General features: G+C 40.8%; 18 protein-coding genes. 9 read left to right on the top strand and 9 right to left on the bottom strand.

The window, feature by feature from the left end:
- The first annotated feature begins 228 nt into the window (after positions 1-228).
- From QW284_06055 to larA, 4 genes are read left to right on the top strand one after another with little or no spacing between them, the layout of a single operon-like run.
- On the top strand, positions 229-1,035 hold the full coding sequence (locus tag QW284_06055) for an electron transfer flavoprotein subunit beta/FixA family protein (protein MEM0339231.1): 807 nt from the start codon (positions 229-231) through the stop codon (positions 1,033-1,035).
- The gene (locus QW284_06050) at positions 1,035-2,054 is read left to right on the top strand and encodes an electron transfer flavoprotein subunit alpha/FixB family protein (GenBank protein ID MEM0339230.1); all 1,020 of its coding nucleotides are present in this window, start codon (positions 1,035-1,037) and stop codon (positions 2,052-2,054) included. The genes QW284_06055 and QW284_06050 overlap by 1 nt, the downstream gene beginning before the upstream one ends.
- A complete protein-coding gene (locus QW284_06045) occupies positions 2,047-3,435 on the top strand; it encodes an FAD-binding oxidoreductase (protein MEM0339229.1) in 1,389 nt (462 codons plus the stop codon). Before QW284_06050 ends, QW284_06045 begins: the two co-directional genes overlap by 8 nt.
- Before the next feature lie 6 nt (positions 3,436-3,441).
- A complete protein-coding gene (larA, locus tag QW284_06040; GenBank protein ID MEM0339228.1) occupies positions 3,442-4,719 on the top strand; it encodes a nickel-dependent lactate racemase in 1,278 nt (425 codons plus the stop codon).
- Positions 4,720-4,751: 32 nt separating this feature from the next.
- Here larA and QW284_06035 read toward each other — a convergent pair whose 3' ends face one another.
- Positions 4,752-6,071, bottom strand: coding sequence for a hypothetical protein (locus QW284_06035; protein MEM0339227.1), 1,320 nt, complete (start codon positions 6,069-6,071; stop codon positions 4,752-4,754).
- A 107-nt stretch (positions 6,072-6,178) separates the two neighbouring features.
- On the opposite strand from QW284_06035, the gene QW284_06030 reads away from it, so the two are divergent.
- Together QW284_06030 and QW284_06025 are read left to right on the top strand one after the other, a co-directional pair.
- Positions 6,179-6,352, top strand: a complete 174-nt coding sequence (locus QW284_06030; protein ID MEM0339226.1) for a hypothetical protein — start codon at positions 6,179-6,181, stop codon at positions 6,350-6,352.
- Between the two features lie 85 nt (positions 6,353-6,437).
- Positions 6,438-6,581 carry a hypothetical protein gene (locus QW284_06025; GenBank protein MEM0339225.1) on the top strand — a complete coding sequence of 48 codons (144 nt, stop codon included), beginning with the start codon at positions 6,438-6,440 and terminating at the stop codon, positions 6,579-6,581.
- A gap of 32 nt (positions 6,582-6,613) precedes the next feature.
- On the opposite strand, the gene QW284_06020 is transcribed toward QW284_06025, so the two are convergent.
- The 4 genes from QW284_06020 to QW284_06005 all read right to left on the bottom strand — a co-directional run bounded on the left by QW284_06020 (position 6,614) and on the right by QW284_06005 (position 11,367).
- A complete protein-coding gene (locus tag QW284_06020) occupies positions 6,614-8,176 on the bottom strand; it encodes a glycogen/starch/alpha-glucan phosphorylase (GenBank protein MEM0339224.1) in 1,563 nt (520 codons plus the stop codon).
- A gap of 124 nt (positions 8,177-8,300) precedes the next feature.
- Positions 8,301-9,590: an SLC13 family permease gene (locus QW284_06015; GenBank protein MEM0339223.1), complete on the bottom strand. Its 1,290-nt coding sequence runs from the start codon at positions 9,588-9,590 to the stop codon at positions 8,301-8,303.
- Positions 9,591-9,669: 79 nt separating this feature from the next.
- Positions 9,670-11,058 carry a PFL family protein gene (locus tag QW284_06010; GenBank protein MEM0339222.1) on the bottom strand — a complete coding sequence of 463 codons (1,389 nt, stop codon included), beginning with the start codon at positions 11,056-11,058 and terminating at the stop codon, positions 9,670-9,672.
- 3 nt (positions 11,059-11,061) lie between these two features.
- The gene (locus tag QW284_06005) at positions 11,062-11,367 is read right to left on the bottom strand and encodes an ACT domain-containing protein (GenBank protein ID MEM0339221.1); all 306 of its coding nucleotides are present in this window, start codon (positions 11,365-11,367) and stop codon (positions 11,062-11,064) included.
- A 213-nt stretch (positions 11,368-11,580) separates the two neighbouring features.
- Between QW284_06005 and QW284_06000 the strand changes: the two genes are divergently transcribed.
- From QW284_06000 to QW284_05990, 3 genes are read left to right on the top strand one after another with little or no spacing between them, the layout of a single operon-like run.
- Positions 11,581-11,964, top strand: coding sequence for a YjbQ family protein (locus QW284_06000; GenBank protein MEM0339220.1), 384 nt, complete (start codon positions 11,581-11,583; stop codon positions 11,962-11,964).
- Entirely contained in the window at positions 11,945-12,334 is a 390-nt protein-coding gene (locus tag QW284_05995) for a YjbQ family protein (GenBank protein ID MEM0339219.1), read from the top strand. Before QW284_06000 ends, QW284_05995 begins: the two co-directional genes overlap by 20 nt.
- Before the next feature lie 2 nt (positions 12,335-12,336).
- A complete protein-coding gene (locus tag QW284_05990) occupies positions 12,337-12,990 on the top strand; it encodes a methyltransferase (protein ID MEM0339218.1) in 654 nt (217 codons plus the stop codon).
- Positions 12,991-13,018: 28 nt separating this feature from the next.
- Here QW284_05990 and purM read toward each other — a convergent pair whose 3' ends face one another.
- From purM to QW284_05970, 4 genes are read right to left on the bottom strand one after another with little or no spacing between them, the layout of a single operon-like run.
- Positions 13,019-14,035 (bottom strand): phosphoribosylformylglycinamidine cyclo-ligase, encoded by a 1,017-nt coding sequence (gene purM, locus QW284_05985; GenBank protein MEM0339217.1) that lies wholly within the window; start codon positions 14,033-14,035, stop codon positions 13,019-13,021.
- An 8-nt stretch (positions 14,036-14,043) separates the two neighbouring features.
- Positions 14,044-15,264: a formate-dependent phosphoribosylglycinamide formyltransferase gene (gene purT / locus QW284_05980; protein MEM0339216.1), complete on the bottom strand. Its 1,221-nt coding sequence runs from the start codon at positions 15,262-15,264 to the stop codon at positions 14,044-14,046.
- 6 nt (positions 15,265-15,270) lie between these two features.
- The gene (gene purD, locus QW284_05975) at positions 15,271-16,761 is read right to left on the bottom strand and encodes a phosphoribosylamine--glycine ligase (protein ID MEM0339215.1); all 1,491 of its coding nucleotides are present in this window, start codon (positions 16,759-16,761) and stop codon (positions 15,271-15,273) included.
- A gap of 5 nt (positions 16,762-16,766) precedes the next feature.
- On the bottom strand, positions 16,767-18,044 hold the full coding sequence (locus tag QW284_05970) for a phosphoribosyltransferase family protein (GenBank protein ID MEM0339214.1): 1,278 nt from the start codon (positions 18,042-18,044) through the stop codon (positions 16,767-16,769).
- Positions 18,045-18,048 lie beyond the last annotated feature (4 nt).

Genomic DNA, 18,048 nt, shown 5'->3' with positions numbered 1-18,048 from the left:
TAGTTGATGTTAGAACAAAGAGTATTCAGCAAGTTAATGATGTTATAGACGCCATTCTTAGAATGCCTGGTAATGAGGAGATGGCGAAGCATTTTAGCTAAGAATATTTCTTGATTAAACCAAATACAGTTTTTAACCAGCCACACCACCCCCAACAAAAACCACAACAAAAAACAACTATGTAAAATTTATTAACGAGGTTATTTACTATAGTGTAGGTCTTAAAAAATGAATATTATAGTGCTGATCAAGCCTACTCCAGATATCACAAAAGCTAAATTTGATGTTGAGAGAGGCGCTGTTGATAGAGCGTCAACAACATTAGAAATAAATCCATTTGATTTATATGCTATAGAGGTTGCTAAAAGAATTAAGAAGATGTTTGGAGGTACCATAACATCCATCTCTATGGCTCCTCCTCATGCGGAAACAGCTCTTCGAGATGCTATTGCAAGGGGTGTTGATAGAGCTATTTTGTTAAGTGACAGAAGATTTGCTGGTGCAGATACTTTAGCTACATCATATGCGCTTGCCTCTGCTATTAGAAAGCTTGGATTTTTTAACATTATTCTATGTGGTGAGAAGTCTGTTGATGGAGATACAGCTCATGTTGGGCCAGAGGTTGCAGAGTTTCTAGGTATTCCACACATATCTTTTGTTACTGGTATAGTAGATGTTAAAAATGATAGAATTGTTGTTGAGTCTGATTTTGGCGATGCTTATTATAGGGTTGAGGTTGGGTTACCAGCTTTAATAGCATTATCTCGTCCGATTACATTTCTTGGAGAATTTATAGAGCCATCAATACCTAGATTAAGCGATGTTTTGAAAGCTAGAAAGGCAAAGATAGAAGTGTGGAGTGCTGACCATTTAAACGATGTAGCTGATGTAAATAGATTTGGGCTTTCAGGTTCTCCAACAAGAGTTGTGAAAGCTTATTATGCTCTTGAAAAAGGCAGGAATCCGAGGATAGTTAAAGGAGATGAGGGTATAACCGCAATAATCAAGACTTTGAGAGAATTAGGTGTTATCTAATGTCATGGAAAGGAGTGCTTATATATGCTGAAAACTATGGTAGAGGCATCTCAAAAACCTCTTTTGAGTTACTTGGAAAAGCTAGAGAAGTTGTTTCAAAACTTGGTGGAGCTGTCTCAGCAGTGGCAATAGTCTCTAAATCTGATGATGCTGAGAAATATGCAAAAGATTTGATAATGTATGGAGCAGACAAAGTTCTTTTGTACCAAGTTAATGAAAATGAGATATCCAATCCTTTGATACATAAATGCATAATTATCGACGCTATCAACTATATAAAACCAAAGCTCGTCCTATTTCCTGCAACGCCATGGGGGAGAAGCTTGGCGCCTAGAGTTGCAGCTAATATTAGAACCGGTATTACAGCTGACTGTCTTGATATATATGTTGATGATTCAAATGACATTGTTCAGGTTAGACCAGCTTTTACAGGCAATATAATTGCGCATATCAAGACATTGACAAATCCTGTGATAGCAACTATAAGACCTGGCGTTTTTCAAATTCCAAAAGCTGATAGTAGTAAAGGTGGCGAGATTGAGAAAAGATCTTTAGATAAATCTGAAGGATGTTTTGAGACCTCTAATAAGATTAAGGTTTTGGGTATAGCTAAAGAGAAAAGGGTTAGACTATCGGAAGCAGAAATCATAGTCTCTATTGGAAGAGGTGTTAAGAGTAAGGAAGATATAAAGCTTTTTGAGGATTTAGCTAAAGAGCTTAATGCGCAACTTGCATGCAGTAAACCATTAGTTGATACTGGTTGGATGGAGAGAGATAGGCAGGTTGGTTTTAGTGGAAATATTGTAAAGCCAAAAATCTATATAGCATTTGGAATTTCTGGAGCCCCTCAACATATAGCAGGTATGAAAGATTCTAAATATGTTATAGCTGTAAATATTGATGCAAGCGCTCCAATAGCAAAGTATAGCGATTTATTTGTCGTGGGGGATATCTACTATATTGCTCAAAACCTTTTAAATGTATTGAAGAAATTGAGAAGTGGTGAAACAGTTGCTTAAGGACTTTAATTCTGTTGTTCAAGACTTAAAAAGTGTTGTGGGATCTCAATGGGTTGTTACAGAAGCTAAGGCAATTGAAAGGTATTTATATGATGAAACAGCATATGGTGTTAGACCAGAACCTATCAGAGATGTTGTAGTTGTTAAGCCTAGTACTGCAGATGAGGTTTCCGAAATTGTAAAAATAGCTAATAGATATAAAGTTCCTATCTATGTTAGAGGTGGAGGAACAGGACTCGTAGGTGGAGCAATACCCACAAAACCAGGTATTGTGTTATCTCTTGAGAGAATGGATAGACTTGTTATAGATGTTGAGAACATGGTCGCAGATGCAGAGGCTGGGGTAACACTTGGAAAATTAATTGAAGAGGCAGAAAAATACAATCTTATGTTTCCTGCTCACCCAGGTGATGAAGGTGCTAGCATAGGGGGTCTAATAGCTTGCAATGCAGGTGGTTCAAGAGCTGTGAGAACAGGTGTTATGAGAAGCTATGTTCTTGGATTAGAAGTTGTGCTCCCCAATGGAGCTATTCTTAGACTAGGTGGAAAGACAATTAAGAATAACATGGGCTATAACCTAGCACATCTTTTCATAGGCTCTGAAGGTATTTTAGGGATAATTACAAGGGCTTATCTAAGACTCTATCCAAAGTGGCATTACACAGCCACAATTGTTATACCATTTAGGAGTAGGGTAGAGGCTTTTAGAGCAGCTAAAAGGATGTTGTTTGAGGGGATAACACCGTTAGCTCTTGAATATTTTGATAGAAGAGTTATAGAAACTTCGGCAAGGTATTTAGGTACTGCTTGGCCCGTCAAAGAGGGCGACTACTTTTTAATGATTATATTGGCGGAGGCTTTAGAGGATATGCTTTACGTAGAGATAGAAAATATAGATAAACTTATAAGAGAAGAGGGGGCTTCAGAGCCTTTTGTTGCACAAAGAGATGATGAGCAAAAGAACCTACTAAAGATTAGAAGCGAGATATTCTCATCGCTAAAAGATGAGACATTTGATATACTAGACACAACTGTTCCTATAGGGGTTATAGATAGATTTGTTGAAAACGTTATAGACATTGAAAAGAGGTATGGCATTTGGCTTCCAATGTATGGACATATAGGTGATGGCAATATACATGTCCATGTAATGAGATATAATGGATTTAGCAAAGAATTGTTAGAGAGAATAGTTGATGAAATTTACGATGCAGCGTTGCTTCTTGGAGGAACTATAACAGGTGAGCATGGCATAGGACACATTAGGAGAAAGTATGTTAGAAAGATACTTGGAGATATATGGATAGAGACTATGAGAAGCATAAAGAATTTATTAGATCCAAATAATATCCTCAATCCAGACAAGGTTTTGCCTGAGTGAATTTTTATGAAAGTGTTTTTTCCGTATGGTAGAAAATATATAGAGATTGACTTACCGCATAAAACACATGTTTTATATTCCAAAGCTCCTAGAGGTTTGAATGAAGAAGAGGTAAGGAGGATAATTAGAAATAGATTAGAGAATCCTGTAGATTCTTCACCACTTAGAGTTCTAGCATTAAGGTCTAGGCTGGTAACAATATTGATAACAGATAAGACTAGGGCAACGCCAAATAGGTTATTGCTAGAACAGATTCTAAAGGTTTTGGATGAGGTGGGGATTAGAAGGGATAGCATTAATATAATTGTTGCTACAGGCCTTCATAAACCACATAGAAGAGATGAGATAATAGAGTTGGTTGGCGAGGTTATTGCAAAGGAGTTCAATGTATATAGTCACAATTCCGATGATGAAGAACATATGGTTTACCTTGGAAAAACTGTTTATGGAACTGATGTGCTGGTTAATAAAGATGTTGTTGAATCAGATTTAACTATTGGTATAGGTCTTATAGAGCCCCACTTCTTTGCTGGGTATAGTGGTGGTAGGAAACTTATTTTACCTGGTGTCTCAGCAACAAAAACTGTTTATCAAAATCATGGATATAAGATGTTGAGCCACCCGAAAGCAGATTATGGATATTTAGATGGGAATCCGGTTCACGAAGATATGATTGATGCTGCAAAACGTGTTAGAAGCTATAAGTTTATTGTTCACGTCCTTCTAGATAAAGAAAAGAGGGTATTTGATGTTGTTGCAGGAGATCCATTTAAAGCGCATGAATACGGTGTTAAAGAACTTGATAAATATGTTAAAATTGAAGCTCCATTTGAAGCAGATTTAACTATAGTTACAAATGGTGGTTATCCTCTAGATAGAGATCTATACCAAGCTGTAAAGGGTATGGTGACAGCATCTAGAGTCACAAAAAGAGGAGGCGTTATAATAATGTTATCAGAATGTGTAGATGGTGTTGGTCATGAACATTTCAGGGACTTAGCTTCTGTAAGTAAAGATCCACAAAAGATTTTAGAATATATAGAGAGGAACGAGCCTTTAAGAGATCAGTGGGAGGTTCAGAAACTAGTACAAGTTCTTCTAAAGAATAAAGTTATTGTTGTAACAAGAAACATTAGTCATAGTGTATTAGAAGAAATGAATCTTATACCATCATCAGCACCTGAAGAGGCTATGGAAATTGCATGTAGATTAACTCCATGTGAGAAGATAATTGCTATTCCAGAAGGTCCCTACATAATCCCATTTGTAGAACAGGCACAGTAATTAATAAAAATTTGGTTTATTTCAATGCTAAACTATTCCACATCCTCTTCACGGACATGAAATCCTATCAAAGTTGCGAAATCCTTTAGATTCTCTGCTAGATTGCCATAGAATACCACTCTATGCCAGCTCCACCTCCAATTTCTTGCAAGAACCTTGGCATTCACCTTTGCAACAAGTTTTGTAGCGCATGCATGTATCCCATATTCGTTGCCTATAGCCTTACCTCTATGAATTGCAATGGTTTTTTGTTCGGGCCATATCTGCACAGCTATTATTTCCTCATCTACTGGAAGCTCTACGTATATTGATGCCCTTTTTAATCCTAAGTGAGCTGGTGTTATGATGTATGGAACCTTCTTGTTTCCTCCAAATGGATTTATAGGGCTATAGCAATGGTAGTATATGATCTCGTTCTTAGTATAATCTATCACAGGATCTGATACAAACCCAGGTCTACCGGCAAGATACCACCCTATAAGAAGTGCTATTGCTGAATGGGGGTCAGCTTCACAAACAGGAACATATCCGTCTAGCCAAAGTTGCATGAATCCAAGGCATGGCCACGCATCTAACACCTTCTTATCGAAGAGGTTTATACAATCAACAGCTATGGCGATGGCATTATAGTCTTGCAGAGCCTTCTTCATGGCTAGGTACAGTTTGGCGGCTTTCAATATATCCTCAAGGTGATCTTCAAAAACCTTAGAGGCATTTGAGATCCACTCATTAGCCCACTTACGAGCCTCATTCTCATCAACTACCTTGTAATATTTCTCTGCAAATTCTCTTCCATCTAGGTATATTGCTTCTATATTGAAAGACTCTTTTAAAACCCTTCTAATATATTCAAATTTTTGACCATCAGCCAATATGAAAATTATCTTAGTGCTTGCAAGTCTATACAAAGTCTCTAGAAGCCTCACCTTATCAACCACTATATCATCGGCTAAATCCCTTATAGAGACTCCTACAACTCTTCTACCCTCGCTTAACGCCCTCCCAAATTCAATTAGAAATTCCCCTCCACCACCATAGCTTTCAGCAATAAGTATTACTGGTTTTCCACTTTCTATAAAAACCCTTGTGGCACCCCTAGACCATGTATGCAATAAGATAACAACAAAACCTATAGACCCTTTTTCAATCTCAACAACTTTCCTAGCCTCCTCAACTGTGGTAACTGTATAATGCACAAAGTCTATATGGGGAAGGGACGAATAAAGCTTATACAAGATCTTACTTTTTTCTTTTTCAATCCACTCTTTTATAAGTGGAGGCCCACCCAATGCACCAGTATAGCTTCCAGGGGTTGTTTCAGGAGCTACAAAAACTATGGGCATTCTTAACATATAAATCGCCAGCACCTAGAGCTCGACACAGATTTTTAAATTTAACTTCTTTTAGCTTTAAGATGTAATTGTATGTAACAATAAATTTTGATGAACTAGATTTTGAGATGAAGGGCTTTAACCACGTTATTTGGTTAACCAGGTTTAGGTATATGGGTGAGAATGCATATAGATATGTAGATGATTGGATCAGAGAAGACGCTGAAAAGTTGTTAGATAAATATGAATATGTTGAAATAATTGCTATAAGACTTGGAGCTCAAGAAGCGTATGTAAAATGAGAAAAGGTGAGATATGTAAAAGAGGCTATGAAGATAGAGCCCTATTGATACAACTGGTGTAAGAAATGCATGGACAGCCGTATTTATGACATTTTGCACTCTTGAAAATGTAGATATTGAAGCATCTGTAAAGCCATCAAACGTTATAGCAGGTTTTCAATGCCTTAAGCGAGGTGCTGTTACAGCTTTTCCAAAAATAGGGATTCGAAGAATATTTGAGAATAGTTAAAGATGTTTAAAACCTAGGGCAATGCTAGGAAATTAGATTATAGGTGCTTTTACAAGATCTGGGTAATATTCTTTTAACACCCTTTGCATACTTGCTCTAGTTACAAATGATCTAAACGCCGAGAAAGAGATGCTGTAATATCGTTCTGGATTATCTTTGTATAGATTGAATATCTTTATAAGCAATGCCTTTAACTCTGCATATTCTTTCTCATTTATTTCGCCAGCTTTAACACTATAAACATCTATAGGTTCTCTCAAATCTTCACCAAAAAGCCATCCATTAACATTATCAACGATAAATTCCAGTGCTCCACCATCTCTTGAGGCAAGGGTTGGAACAGCGTTTATGGCTGCTTTCATAAAGCTTGTGCCACATGCCTCAAGTCCTGAGAACGGCGTAAACAACAGTAGATCTCCAGATGATAGAACTGTTCTTGCCTTCTGTATGTCGTAGTCGTGTATGTATACAACATTTGGTAGTTCGTTGTGTAGCTTCTTAAACAGTTTCATGTATTCAAGTCCTACATAATCATAGGGATGGGCTTTTCCCCCAAGTACGAAGAGTATTGGCATATCTTTGAGTTCTCTGACAAGTTTTATAGCCATCCAAGGTCTTTTGTATTCTGTTATCCTCCTAGCCCAAATAACAACAAATTTGTCGTCTATTGTTACATCTTTTTTATATTGCTGGAGAAATGCCTCGAAGTTGCTCTTAATCTTTTCTTTAATTTTTACAAGCGCGTCTAGACTTATTGTTGTTGCAGAGTAGAGTTTCTTAAGCTCTTCATGCATCCACCTATCAATGTTTACACCATTCGTTATATAGCTAAGCTTGTCACTAAAGTGTGGAAATATTTTAAGAAGCACATCATAGTGCTTAGCTGATACTGCAAATGCCTGTTCCGCGACGGCAAGACCTATTTCAGTTAAGTATACCTCTGACTCTATGAATCTATATTCGTATTCTAGTGAGAGCATATCTCTTGGAAACGATGGGTGTCCCCATATACCAGCAGTGTGTATAACCATTCTATATTTTCCAGGGATTCTAAGCTGGAGGGGTAGCAAAGCTGTGTACGCTTCTTGAAGATCTATATATGCTATGTCCTCCAATCCAATGTTTCTTCTGATGTACTCTGCCGCGGCCTTTGCTAATAATGTGTATTTGTAGAACTTTTCTTCTGTAGAGTCTTCAATGTATATCCTATCAACTATTTTACTGGCCCAAGGAGGATTGACAACATTGAAGAAAACTGTTTTTGCAGTTCCATATGTGTACTCTAGGGCCTCTACAGTTACATCATTGTTTCTCAATTTTATCGTAAACTTGTCGCCAGGTTTTAGCATGATGAGAAATTCTTGGGGCTGTGGCTGGGGCTTTGGCTTTGGAGTGCCATCAGGGTCGAATTCGTAGTCCACATAACCATTCTTATAGAGAAGCGTTAGAACAACATATCTTATCCCCATTTTTCCAGCAGCATAAAACTTGTCTCCCTCTAAAACCCCTAGACCACCCGCATATGTGTAACCTGATTCTAGCGCTAGATCAGGTGTTATGCTAATCGCATAAGCATCTCTTCTTACACTACTCAAAAGTTTTCACCATACTAATTTCTATGTCGTCACAGATATTAAAACGCTATCAGCTTTCAATAGAGCATCTAGAGGAAAGATATATGCTGTAAGAACTGTTATATTGACAGCTATTGGATAGACTTCAATGCAGGGCTATAGCTGGTACCCACAGTAGGGCGAGGTATATCAAGGTGTTTACAGCTGTTACGATAACCCCTATCCTGAGAAACTCTGTAAACGATATTGATGTGTTCATCTTTGACTCTAGATACTCAATTATTATTATATTCGATGCTGCGCCAAGAAGCGTTAGGTTCCCAGCTATTGTAGATGCCATTGCCAGTGTTATCCAAGATAGTTGATCGATGCTTGCATATCCAAGGCTTTTCATATAGTCTATGACCAGTTTTGTGAAAGGCACGTTGCTTATGACCTGGCTTACAACTATAGATGCGGCTGTTATAGAAATTACATCCATTATGCCGCTGAGCTTCCTCGGTATGAATATGTTTAGAAGTGGGTTTAGAACACCACTTCTCCAAACCCCCTCCATAGTTATAAACATCGTTATGAAGAATATTATTGTTCCCCAATCAACATTCGATAGAACCCTTCTCGGATTCCTAGACATTATGTATAGAGCAGCCGCTATTATAAATGGTATGAACCCTCTCTTCGATATGTAGGGCAGACCCATTATCTGCAGAACATCATTGACTATAAGAGCTGCTATAGAGGATAGCAACCCTATGACCCCCAGTAGCGCTTCTCTCCTATCCTTTATGGCCTCATGGGGTACTAAGGCAAGTTGAGTCCTCTTATTCTCTATCCTAAAAAACTTTATGATTATGTATGGCGTTACCAAGAGGTTTATGATGGTTGGTATAATCAGATAATTCACAAATCTTATGAAGGGGGCCTCTAGACCAGATCTCTCAGCTATCAAAACGTTTTGCGGATTTCCAATGGGTGTTGTAACAGAGCCTATTGTAAGCGAGAATGCGAGTAGGAGGAACATAGCCTTTGGATCGACGTCAATAGCTCTTGCAATAGTGTATGCTATTGGGGGTCCCATGAACGCTACAGTATCGTTCATTGCTATAGCTGCTAGAAGGCCAAACAATATAGATGAGGCATATATCACCGCATACCTGCTTTTGAAGCGACCAATAAACCATGTGGAGATGGCTTCTAGAACCCCCGATGCCTCGGCCAATCCAACTATTGAGAACATGCCAATTAAAAACAGTATTACGTCAAGGTCGATAACATTGTCTAGCTCATCTGGTTTAACCAATCTGAAGAGAATTGTTATAAACGATAGAAAGGCCATTATGCTCCACACAGGTGTCTGGGGCCTGCGGCTTCTAGCTATGAGCGATGCTATAAGCAGTATGACTATTATCAACCCAGCCAGATTCTCGTAGTTCATAATTCATCAAACTTGGGTTTGATAGCTGTGGAGAAAACAAAAAAGCTTTTCTATTAAATTCTGTATGTATAGTTGTTTTCTAGCCTTTGTCAAGCCTCTTTATCGATGGGGGTATTAGACCCCCTCTTTCAACAAACTTTTTTGTATTGTATCTAGGCACATTCATGACTACGGTTGATCCTAGCAGCCCCCCAAAGTCAACCACATCACCTGGTTTTGCATTTGGTACAGGTATTATTCTAACTCCAAGTGCTTTGTCGAGTGCTATCCCAACAGCCATAACATCTAGTATTAGAGCAGCTATTGTTTCTGGCGGTGTATCACCTGGAATTGCAACCATGTCTATTCCGGTGTTGCAGACAGCCATCATGGCCTCTAGCCTATCTATCGTTATAGCCCCTAGCATAGCCGCTCTAGTCATCCCCCAGTCCTCGCTAACTGGTATAAATGCCCCACTCAACCCCCCTATACTCGAAGTCGCCATTGCACCACCCTTCTTAACCGCGTCAACCAATATATAGAGAGCTGCTATGCTGCCAGGGGCTCCGGCAACCTCCAAGCCCATCGCCTCCAATATTCTTGCAACGCTATCCCCTATCTTTGGCGATGGAGCGACAGAGAGGTCGACAATACCAAACTGCGCGCCTATCTCCTTAGCAACCTCTCTCCCGATAAGCTCACCCAGCCTAGTTATCTTGAATGCTGCCCTCTTCACATAGTCGTGCAATGTTCTCATATCAGCTTTTTCTCCAAGCCTCTTAATGACAGCCTCTATCACCCCAGGGCCGCTAACAGCAACATTGACAACTGTTTCCGGCTCTCCGAGACCGTGGTAAGCCCCTGGTACGAATGGGTTGTCCTCTGGGGCATTAGCCATAACAGCGAATCTTGTGCATCCAATTCCCTTCGGAGTCTTGTGGGCAAGGTCAACAATTTTTCTAGAGACTGTGTTAACCGCATCGACGTTTATCCCAGTGTATGTTGATGCTGCGTTAATCATGGATGCTATTGTCTGTGTCGATGCTAGTGCATCTGGAAACGACTCTATTACAGCTATATCTCCATGTGTAAAGCCTTTGTGTACAAAGGCTGAGTACCCACCAACATAGTCTATTCCAATGCTCGTGGCAATCCTATCAATTGCTTTAGCGATCTCTATTCCAGCCTCAACAGCCTTGTCGATACTGTTCTTAGCTATAGCCTCTAGAACAATTGATATCGGTGTCAACGCAATTCTCTTGGTAACTATCTTTACACCATATTTGTTGGCAACTTTGTCAACAGCTTTAACCAGCTTCTCGCCATATACACCAACCTTTCTCTCTATACAGCCAATGGAGTCTGCTACGCTATGCGATATACAATCCTGGATGCTTAAACCAAGTGTTACAGACCTTATGTCCAGATCTTGAAAAAGTAGCATCTCAACAACTTCTCCAATTTCCTCAGGAGCGAATATCCTTGGCAAGCGCTACACCCTCTGCATAGCCCTGAAAACAGCAATATGATTAACGCTCACCTCAACACCGAGATCCCTACCCTTTGCAATAAGCTCTTCTCTAAGCTTAGGCAAGTCGATTCTACCTGTAGACAAATCGACGATCATTATCATGCTGAAAATTCCTCTAACAACTGTCTGGGAAATGTCAACAATATTCACATTGTATTTTGCTAGAACAGATGTTATGCCAGCTACAATACCAGGTTTGTCAGCACCAATAACAGTTATGACGGCTAAGCTCTCATCTGAAGCTCTATCAAGATCGCTATGCAACATGGCTTCTCGTACCACAGCGAATATTAGTTACATAGTAATGCATAAAAATATTACTGAATCTAGAATCAGGTTCCAGAAGAAAAGCGCATTTCAGAAAAATGTGATGAACTCAGGCGACTCTGAATAGTGATGTGGTCAGCCTTGGCTGAACCAACTTGGCATAACAACCACTTTTAATTGCTGCCAACAAGCAACATTTTTGTGGTGGTTTTTGTGGATTTGAAGGTGTATAGACTAACGTTTGAGAGCAAAGGCTACGAGGCACAGGATATAACAGCACATATAGCTAATGTTATTAGGGAGAGTGGTCTTGTGAATGGAATAGCAGTTCTATATACCAATGAGAGGGGCTGTAGCGTTACCGAAATAGAGTATGAGCCTGAGCTACTCGCAGACCTCGAAGAGCTTCTCCACAAGGTTGGATGTGTAGACAAGCTGCTTTGCAATGTAATAATAGGGAAAAACGTCTTTGTACCTGTTGTAAAAGGATCCATGTTTCTAGGCCAGTTCAAGAGAATAGTATTTGTAGATATATCCAGAATCGAGGGAAGCAAGTCTGTGGTGCTTGTCCTTGAAGGTGTATTCAAAAGTAGTTGAAGTCAAAACCTATGGACCGATGGTGCTACACAACATTACTAATATTGTAACAGACTGTATTAAAGAAAGCGGCGTCAAAAACGGTTTGATATGGATCTCAGTTGAAGGGGCAACACCAGCCATTGCAATCCTTGAGGTTGGCAAGGAAAAGGCGTTCTTGAATTTCATAACAAGGCTAATACCATTTGAAGGTTGGAGACACGGAAATGCATATGCACATCTAATCTCAACAGTTCTATCGACAAATGCTGTTATCCCAGTTGAAAACGAGGCTATTATGCTGCGTGACGATGAGAGGATATATTTGCTGGAGACGAGATCTGTTTACAACCATGTGAGGAGAATAGCTGTGGAAATTCATGGTATCTAAACTTGATAAGAGCCTTCGTCATAGCCTTGTTTTTGAAGGCTCTCCACAAGCTTCTATGGAGAAAGAAGAGTATCAAGGGGTATGTGATTCAAGGAGTCTTCATACCCTTCTACTTTGTCTCATCAAACGCTGTTGCAACAACAGCTAAAGCTCTCAACAATGTGTCTAGCATAAAGAGTTTCTGCGAAGTTGGTGGCGGGTCTGGATACATAGCCATAGAGCTCCTTAAAGAATTTGAAAACCTGTATGCGGTGGTCATAGACATTGACGAGAATGCTACTAAGATCTCTAAAATAAATGCTAAGAAAATTGGTGTTTTCAGCAGATTGGATATAGTCCAATGCCCCTCTGGCCATTGTCTAAGGAAAAAATCATATGATTTAGCTTTATCCAACCCCCCATATTTGCCGTGTCCAACATCACTATCGGTTCAGCTATGTAGCGGTATTGATGAGAATGTGTATATAGATATTGTGTCTCAGCTGGTTAGAGTATCAAAGAGGTTTGTCATGGTGTCGTCATCTAATCTTGCAAAAGCGTGGAGAGCTGTTTCCAATATATTCAAAGGTGTTGTAACATTTACTGTGAAAACTCCTTTTGACGAGGTGAAGGTCATGCTAATAGATATTGATATGAAAAACATGCAAGACGCGTAAACAATGTTTGTCAACAACATGCCTATTTTTAAAATACTATTGTTTTTCCATAGACTGTATTCAAAACCACCTTGCCGCTTCCGTCAACAACACGACCAAGCTCATAGAATTCAAAGTTGTGTGATTTAATGATGCTTTCAATATCATGAATATTCTCTTTAGATGCTGTTAAGATGAGTCCCACACCCATGTTAAACACCCTATACATTTCATCGACGGATATGTTGCCTAGCTCCATAATGGCTTCGAATATTTTTGGCGGTTTCGGCATGTCGAGCACCATGTTTGCATTTGGTGGTGTAACCCTCTTCAGCTTTGTGAAGGCTCCTCCAGTTATGTGTGCAGCGCTTGTTACAAGCCTCTGGTCTATTAGATCTCGAACCAGATTAGAGTATATGGCCACAGGCTTGGCGAGTTCATCAGCTAGGTTGATACCGTCTATAGTGGAGCTATAGCCTATGTTTCTACTTTCCAAAACTCTTCTCACAAGGCTATAGCCATTTGCGTGAAGCCCCCAGCTCGAAACACCTATAACAACATCGCCTATACGCGCACTGTTGCTGAAGCCACTGTCCCTTACCGCAAGCACTGTACACACAACATCAATGCCGTTTGCAAGGTCTGGTAGAATCGCTGTTTCACCACCGAGAACAGCTATTCTTGTAACTCTTGCAGCATCTACAACACCCTCAACAATATCTTTGAACATCTCTTCATCTGCTTTTGGCATGGCGATATAATCTACAACTGCGAGGGGCTTGGCCCCGTCGCACACAACATCATTTACATTCATAGCAACACAGTCCCATCCGGCGACCCTTAGCTTACCCAGTTTCTGCAAAACAATAGTTTTTGTCCCAACGCCATCAACATGCAGAGAAAGGCTTAGCCCACTGTATTTGATTGATGTTGTGTATCCCCCTATCCCACTAACCTCAAACCCTAGCTCCTTATTGAGAGACTCTATCAATGAGAGAACAAATCTGTGCATAGACTTGTGCTTATCTAGGTCTACACCAGCCATGCTATACGTCCATGAGGACATTACAACCACTATACAATAGCTATATAAGATGCTGCTTTTCTTGCCTTTTCCAGGGCCTCTTCAACGCTTCTTCCTCTCGCGAGGATCACAGCCATTCTTCTATCTCTATATGTAAACGGTTTCCCAAATAACCTCACATCAACACCCTCTATCTTCATAGCCTCGTAGACCCCTGCTATCCTCGGAGCCCACATATTGTCGGTCTCAGCATATATGGCAATTGATGCGGCAGGGATTAATATCCTTGGTCTCGGCACTGGAAGCCCTAGGACGGCTCTAACATGGATCGCAAACTCACTAAGCTCTTGACTAGCCATGGTGACCATACCGGTGTCGTGGGGTCTTGGAGCCACTTCACTAAATAATATTCTGCCGTCTTTTGTCAGGAAAACTTCGACGCCAAATATCCCTAGTCCTCCCAGACCTTCTGCTACTCTAATGCCTATTTCCCTAGCCTTGTCAAGGACATTTACAGGCTTTTGTGATGGTTGCCAAGACTCTATATAATGGTATTTCCCGTATCTCCAATGCTCAACAGGTTCACAAGACTCTGTAACAACTCCGTTGTCTCCAACGAATCTGTATGCAAGAATAGTGAACTCTGTTTCTAGCTGGACAAACTCTTCGGCTATAACCCTTCTGCTCTTGCCTCTAGAATGCCTTACAGCATATTCATAAGCTTCTCTAACAAGCTTTGGATTGGGCTCAGAGATCTTTACATGTCCATGGCCACTACTACTCATCTCGGGTTTTAGCAGACATGGATAGCCAACCTTGTCACAGGCCTCAACAGCTTCGTCAGGGCTTTCGGCAAATGCGTATTTGGTTGTTGGGAGACCAAGCTTCTCTGCAGCGAATCTTCTAAGCTCTATTCTATTCATAGCGATTCTGACAGCGTTGGCATTGGGGACTACGAAGAACCCTCTGGACTCTAGATCCTCTAGAGCCTCATACGATATAGCTTCTATCTCGGGTACTATAACATCTGGCTTCTCTCTTTCGGCAACAGCTTTAACAGCATTAGCGTTTAGCATATCTATAACATATCTTCTGTGGGCAACATGCATTGCTGGTGCCCAGTCGTATCTATCAACAACAACCACCTCTACACCAAGTCTCTGCGCCTCTATAGCTATCTCCTTGCCTAGTTCTCCTCCACCCAAAAGCATAATCTTTATAGACTCTCCAAACAGTGGTGTAGACAAATATTCTCTCTTCCTATACCCCATATAGAATCACCTCACAAAACCGATGAGGGGATTCTCCAATATACCCTCACCAGGAACCCAAACAAGTATCTTGCCGATCAAACCATTCTTTGCCCTAGCCATATACACTTGCCTAACTCTGTTTGCAACTCTTTTCCTATCCTCCAAGAGCTCGTTAGAGCCAATATCTCTTCTGTAGAACAGTGGCCACCCATCCAATGTACTGATGTGTGTAACAGCATTCTCAGCTTTTTTGTATGCCTCTTCATAGTTGTTGCCATGGCAAACAATTTCAAAGGCTCTAGAACCCTTTGTGTAGAGGATCCCGTCAGACCTCATTTCAACACTTGCATACAAGGTCTCGCAACCAAGCTCCCTTATCCTAGCCTCGTCGATAGATATTGGATGAGAGCTAGCAAGGCGTTTATCGTCTGGGTACCCAGCGGGTGCAACAGCTTTGACTATTGTCACAATCTCCTCGTTTATCCTGAGCTTCGCGCCTGCAAGCCTTCTCTCAGCAGCTCTATCCAAAATCTCTAGAAAGTCGCTTTCAACTATTGGAACAAGGTTGGATGCCTCGGGGTCGCCGAATCTGCTATAAAACTCTATTACTGTTGGCCCCCAAACACCTGTGAGCATCATTTGCCCAGCGAAAGCGCCTATGTACGGCTCTCCAATCTCTTTGGCCAGAGCCTTTAGAACGTTCGAGACAATTTCTATGGTCTTTCTATACTCCTCATCTGTTATGAATGGCAGTGTCCATCCAGGGCCCTGTATGCTACCCATACCGCCAGTCTCAGGGCCTGTATCATATTCGAAGGCATGTGGATGGTCTTGTATGAGAGGTAGTGGTAGTACTGTATCCCCATCTGTTATAACCATTGCTGTGTATTCAACTCCTTCAACTCTCTGCTCAACAATAATCTTGTAGTCTATATCTCTATAACTGCTCATTTCATTGAACAGCTTTTCGACGTAGCTCCTCTTAACCTCTGCCCTATCCCTAGAAAGATATGCCTGGGTATCCCTGACAACCTTTACACCCTTTCCACCTGCCTGTCTAGCAGGTTTTATGACAACATCGCCTGCAAACTCTATGAACTTCCTAGCCTCCTCAACATCTGCAAACGCCTTGAAGTATAGCCTGCCTTCAATACCATATTTCCACATGAGGGTTCTTGCAAACACCTTGCTTTTCTCAATTTCTGCGCAGCGCATTGATGCTCCAAAGACTGTAAACCCCTTGTTTCTTAGAGCATCTGTAACACCGGCGAACTGCGGCTCCTCGGGACCAACGACTATTAGGTCTGGGGATACCTCTTCAGCCACACCAACAATCTTTTCAGGGCTTGTGGTAGGCGCTATGAACCACTTACCCCCAGTCTCGCTGGCTTCTCTCTCTAGACCGGGGTTCCTATAGTCCATAGCAACAAATATTCTTGGTCCCAAACCACTTCTTTTAATGAGCTTGGCTATGGCATGTTCTCTTCCGCCAGATCCTATGATGAGTACCTTCAAATCTCTCACCCCCCAAAATAGTCTACACCAAAGCATTTTCCACAAAATCTTATTCCAAACCTCCTAGCAACCCTGTCAACATCTTCTTTCGAGAGCCAGTGAAGAGAGTCAACCTCTAGATAGCTTTTGGCAAGCTCCTTAGATAGATTCGCCGCTAGAAGATTCTGTACATCAAGCCTCATAACGTTGTAGGGGCAGCCGTGCACCAGGGGTGGAGATGCTATGAATAGGTGGATCTCTTTTACACCAACTCTGAATCTTAGGATCTGGGAAACGGTCTTCATGGTAGATCCTGTCACCATGCTGTCATCAACTATTGCAATCCTCTTGCCCTCTAGCGAGCTTCTAATAGGATTCATCTTAAGGTGTATAGCAACAATTTTTTCGAAGGGATCGCTTGCCAGCATGGATCTCCTTCTCCCACCTGTAGCAACAAAGGCCATGTCAAAGGCTTTTTGAATACTGTTTGCAAAGCCTATAGCATATGGCAAAGCCGTTTCAGGAACACCAACAACAACATCAACTTCTCTATCAAGATATTTTGCAAGTTCTGTGCCAAGAGCTTTTCTAAACTCGTAGACGCTAATGCCATGGACAATGGAGTCGTGTCGAGATAGGTAGAGAAGCTCGAAGAGACAAACCCCACTGTGACCATTGCTGAAATCTGTTGAAAATGTTTTGAACAGGTACCTCGATATGTAAACACCTTCTCCACACCCTAGAAACCTCTTTAAATCACCACCAAGAATATCTATAGCAACGCTTTCCGATGATGCTATAGCCATGTCAAATCCATAGCTACCCAAAGCAAATGTTGTAAATCCTTGTGGGCCCCTCCAAACAAAAACCTCTCTATCGCTTGTCAAAACCATGAGCGACGGAATTGAAACACTGTGATCTGTCTGGAAAGTTTTTATAGTATTTCTGAATGCATCAATCCTATTTCTGCTGTTCTTCAACGACAAAACTAGGGCAGATGTAAAATCGCTTATGGCGCTCCACGGCCTATCAACAATAGCGACAATTTCATAGCCATCGCTTTTCTTTACATCGAAAAGATTCTCAGTTTGATAGCTATAGGTTGAGGCTATTGTCACATGGCTTGAAATCTTTTTTGCAACATCAATATCTTCATCTTCGTAGCATTTGAGGCTATTACTCTCATTGGTGCAGGCCACATAGTATTGGGAGCCTCTATGCTGTAGAGCCATCAATCCATATCTTAGAATATTTGAGAGGTTCCAAAGCTCGTCGAATGCATAGATAGTTAGGAGGCCACTCATATCA

This window comes from Ignisphaera sp. (assembly GCA_038735125.1).
GTDB lineage: Archaea > Thermoproteota > Thermoprotei_A > Sulfolobales > Ignisphaeraceae > Ignisphaera.
The sequence above is the reverse complement of the archived record's forward strand: the minus strand, read 5'-3'. Positions and strand labels throughout refer to the sequence as shown.

Bases quoted from the DNA above. Each gene is read 5' to 3' on its own strand.
- QW284_06055 (MEM0339231.1), top strand. From the start codon at position 229: ATGAATATTATAGTGCTGATCAAGCCTACTCCAGATATCACAAAAGCT.
- QW284_06050 (MEM0339230.1), top strand. From the start codon at position 1,035: ATGTCATGGAAAGGAGTGCTTATATATGCTGAAAACTATGGTAGAGGC.
- larA (MEM0339228.1), top strand. From the start codon at position 3,442: ATGAAAGTGTTTTTTCCGTATGGTAGAAAATATATAGAGATTGACTTA.
- QW284_06035 (MEM0339227.1), bottom strand. From the start codon at position 6,071: ATGTTAAGAATGCCCATAGTTTTTGTAGCTCCTGAAACAACCCCTGGA.
- QW284_06030 (MEM0339226.1), top strand. From the start codon at position 6,179: ATGAAGGGCTTTAACCACGTTATTTGGTTAACCAGGTTTAGGTATATG.
- QW284_06025 (MEM0339225.1), top strand. From the start codon at position 6,438: ATGACATTTTGCACTCTTGAAAATGTAGATATTGAAGCATCTGTAAAG.
- QW284_06015 (MEM0339223.1), bottom strand. From the start codon at position 9,590: ATGAACTACGAGAATCTGGCTGGGTTGATAATAGTCATACTGCTTATA.
- QW284_06005 (MEM0339221.1), bottom strand. From the start codon at position 11,367: ATGTTGCATAGCGATCTTGATAGAGCTTCAGATGAGAGCTTAGCCGTC.
- purM (MEM0339217.1), bottom strand. From the start codon at position 14,035: ATGTCCTCATGGACGTATAGCATGGCTGGTGTAGACCTAGATAAGCAC.
- purT (MEM0339216.1), bottom strand. From the start codon at position 15,264: ATGGGGTATAGGAAGAGAGAATATTTGTCTACACCACTGTTTGGAGAG.
- QW284_05970 (MEM0339214.1), bottom strand. From the start codon at position 18,044: ATGAGTGGCCTCCTAACTATCTATGCATTCGACGAGCTTTGGAACCTC.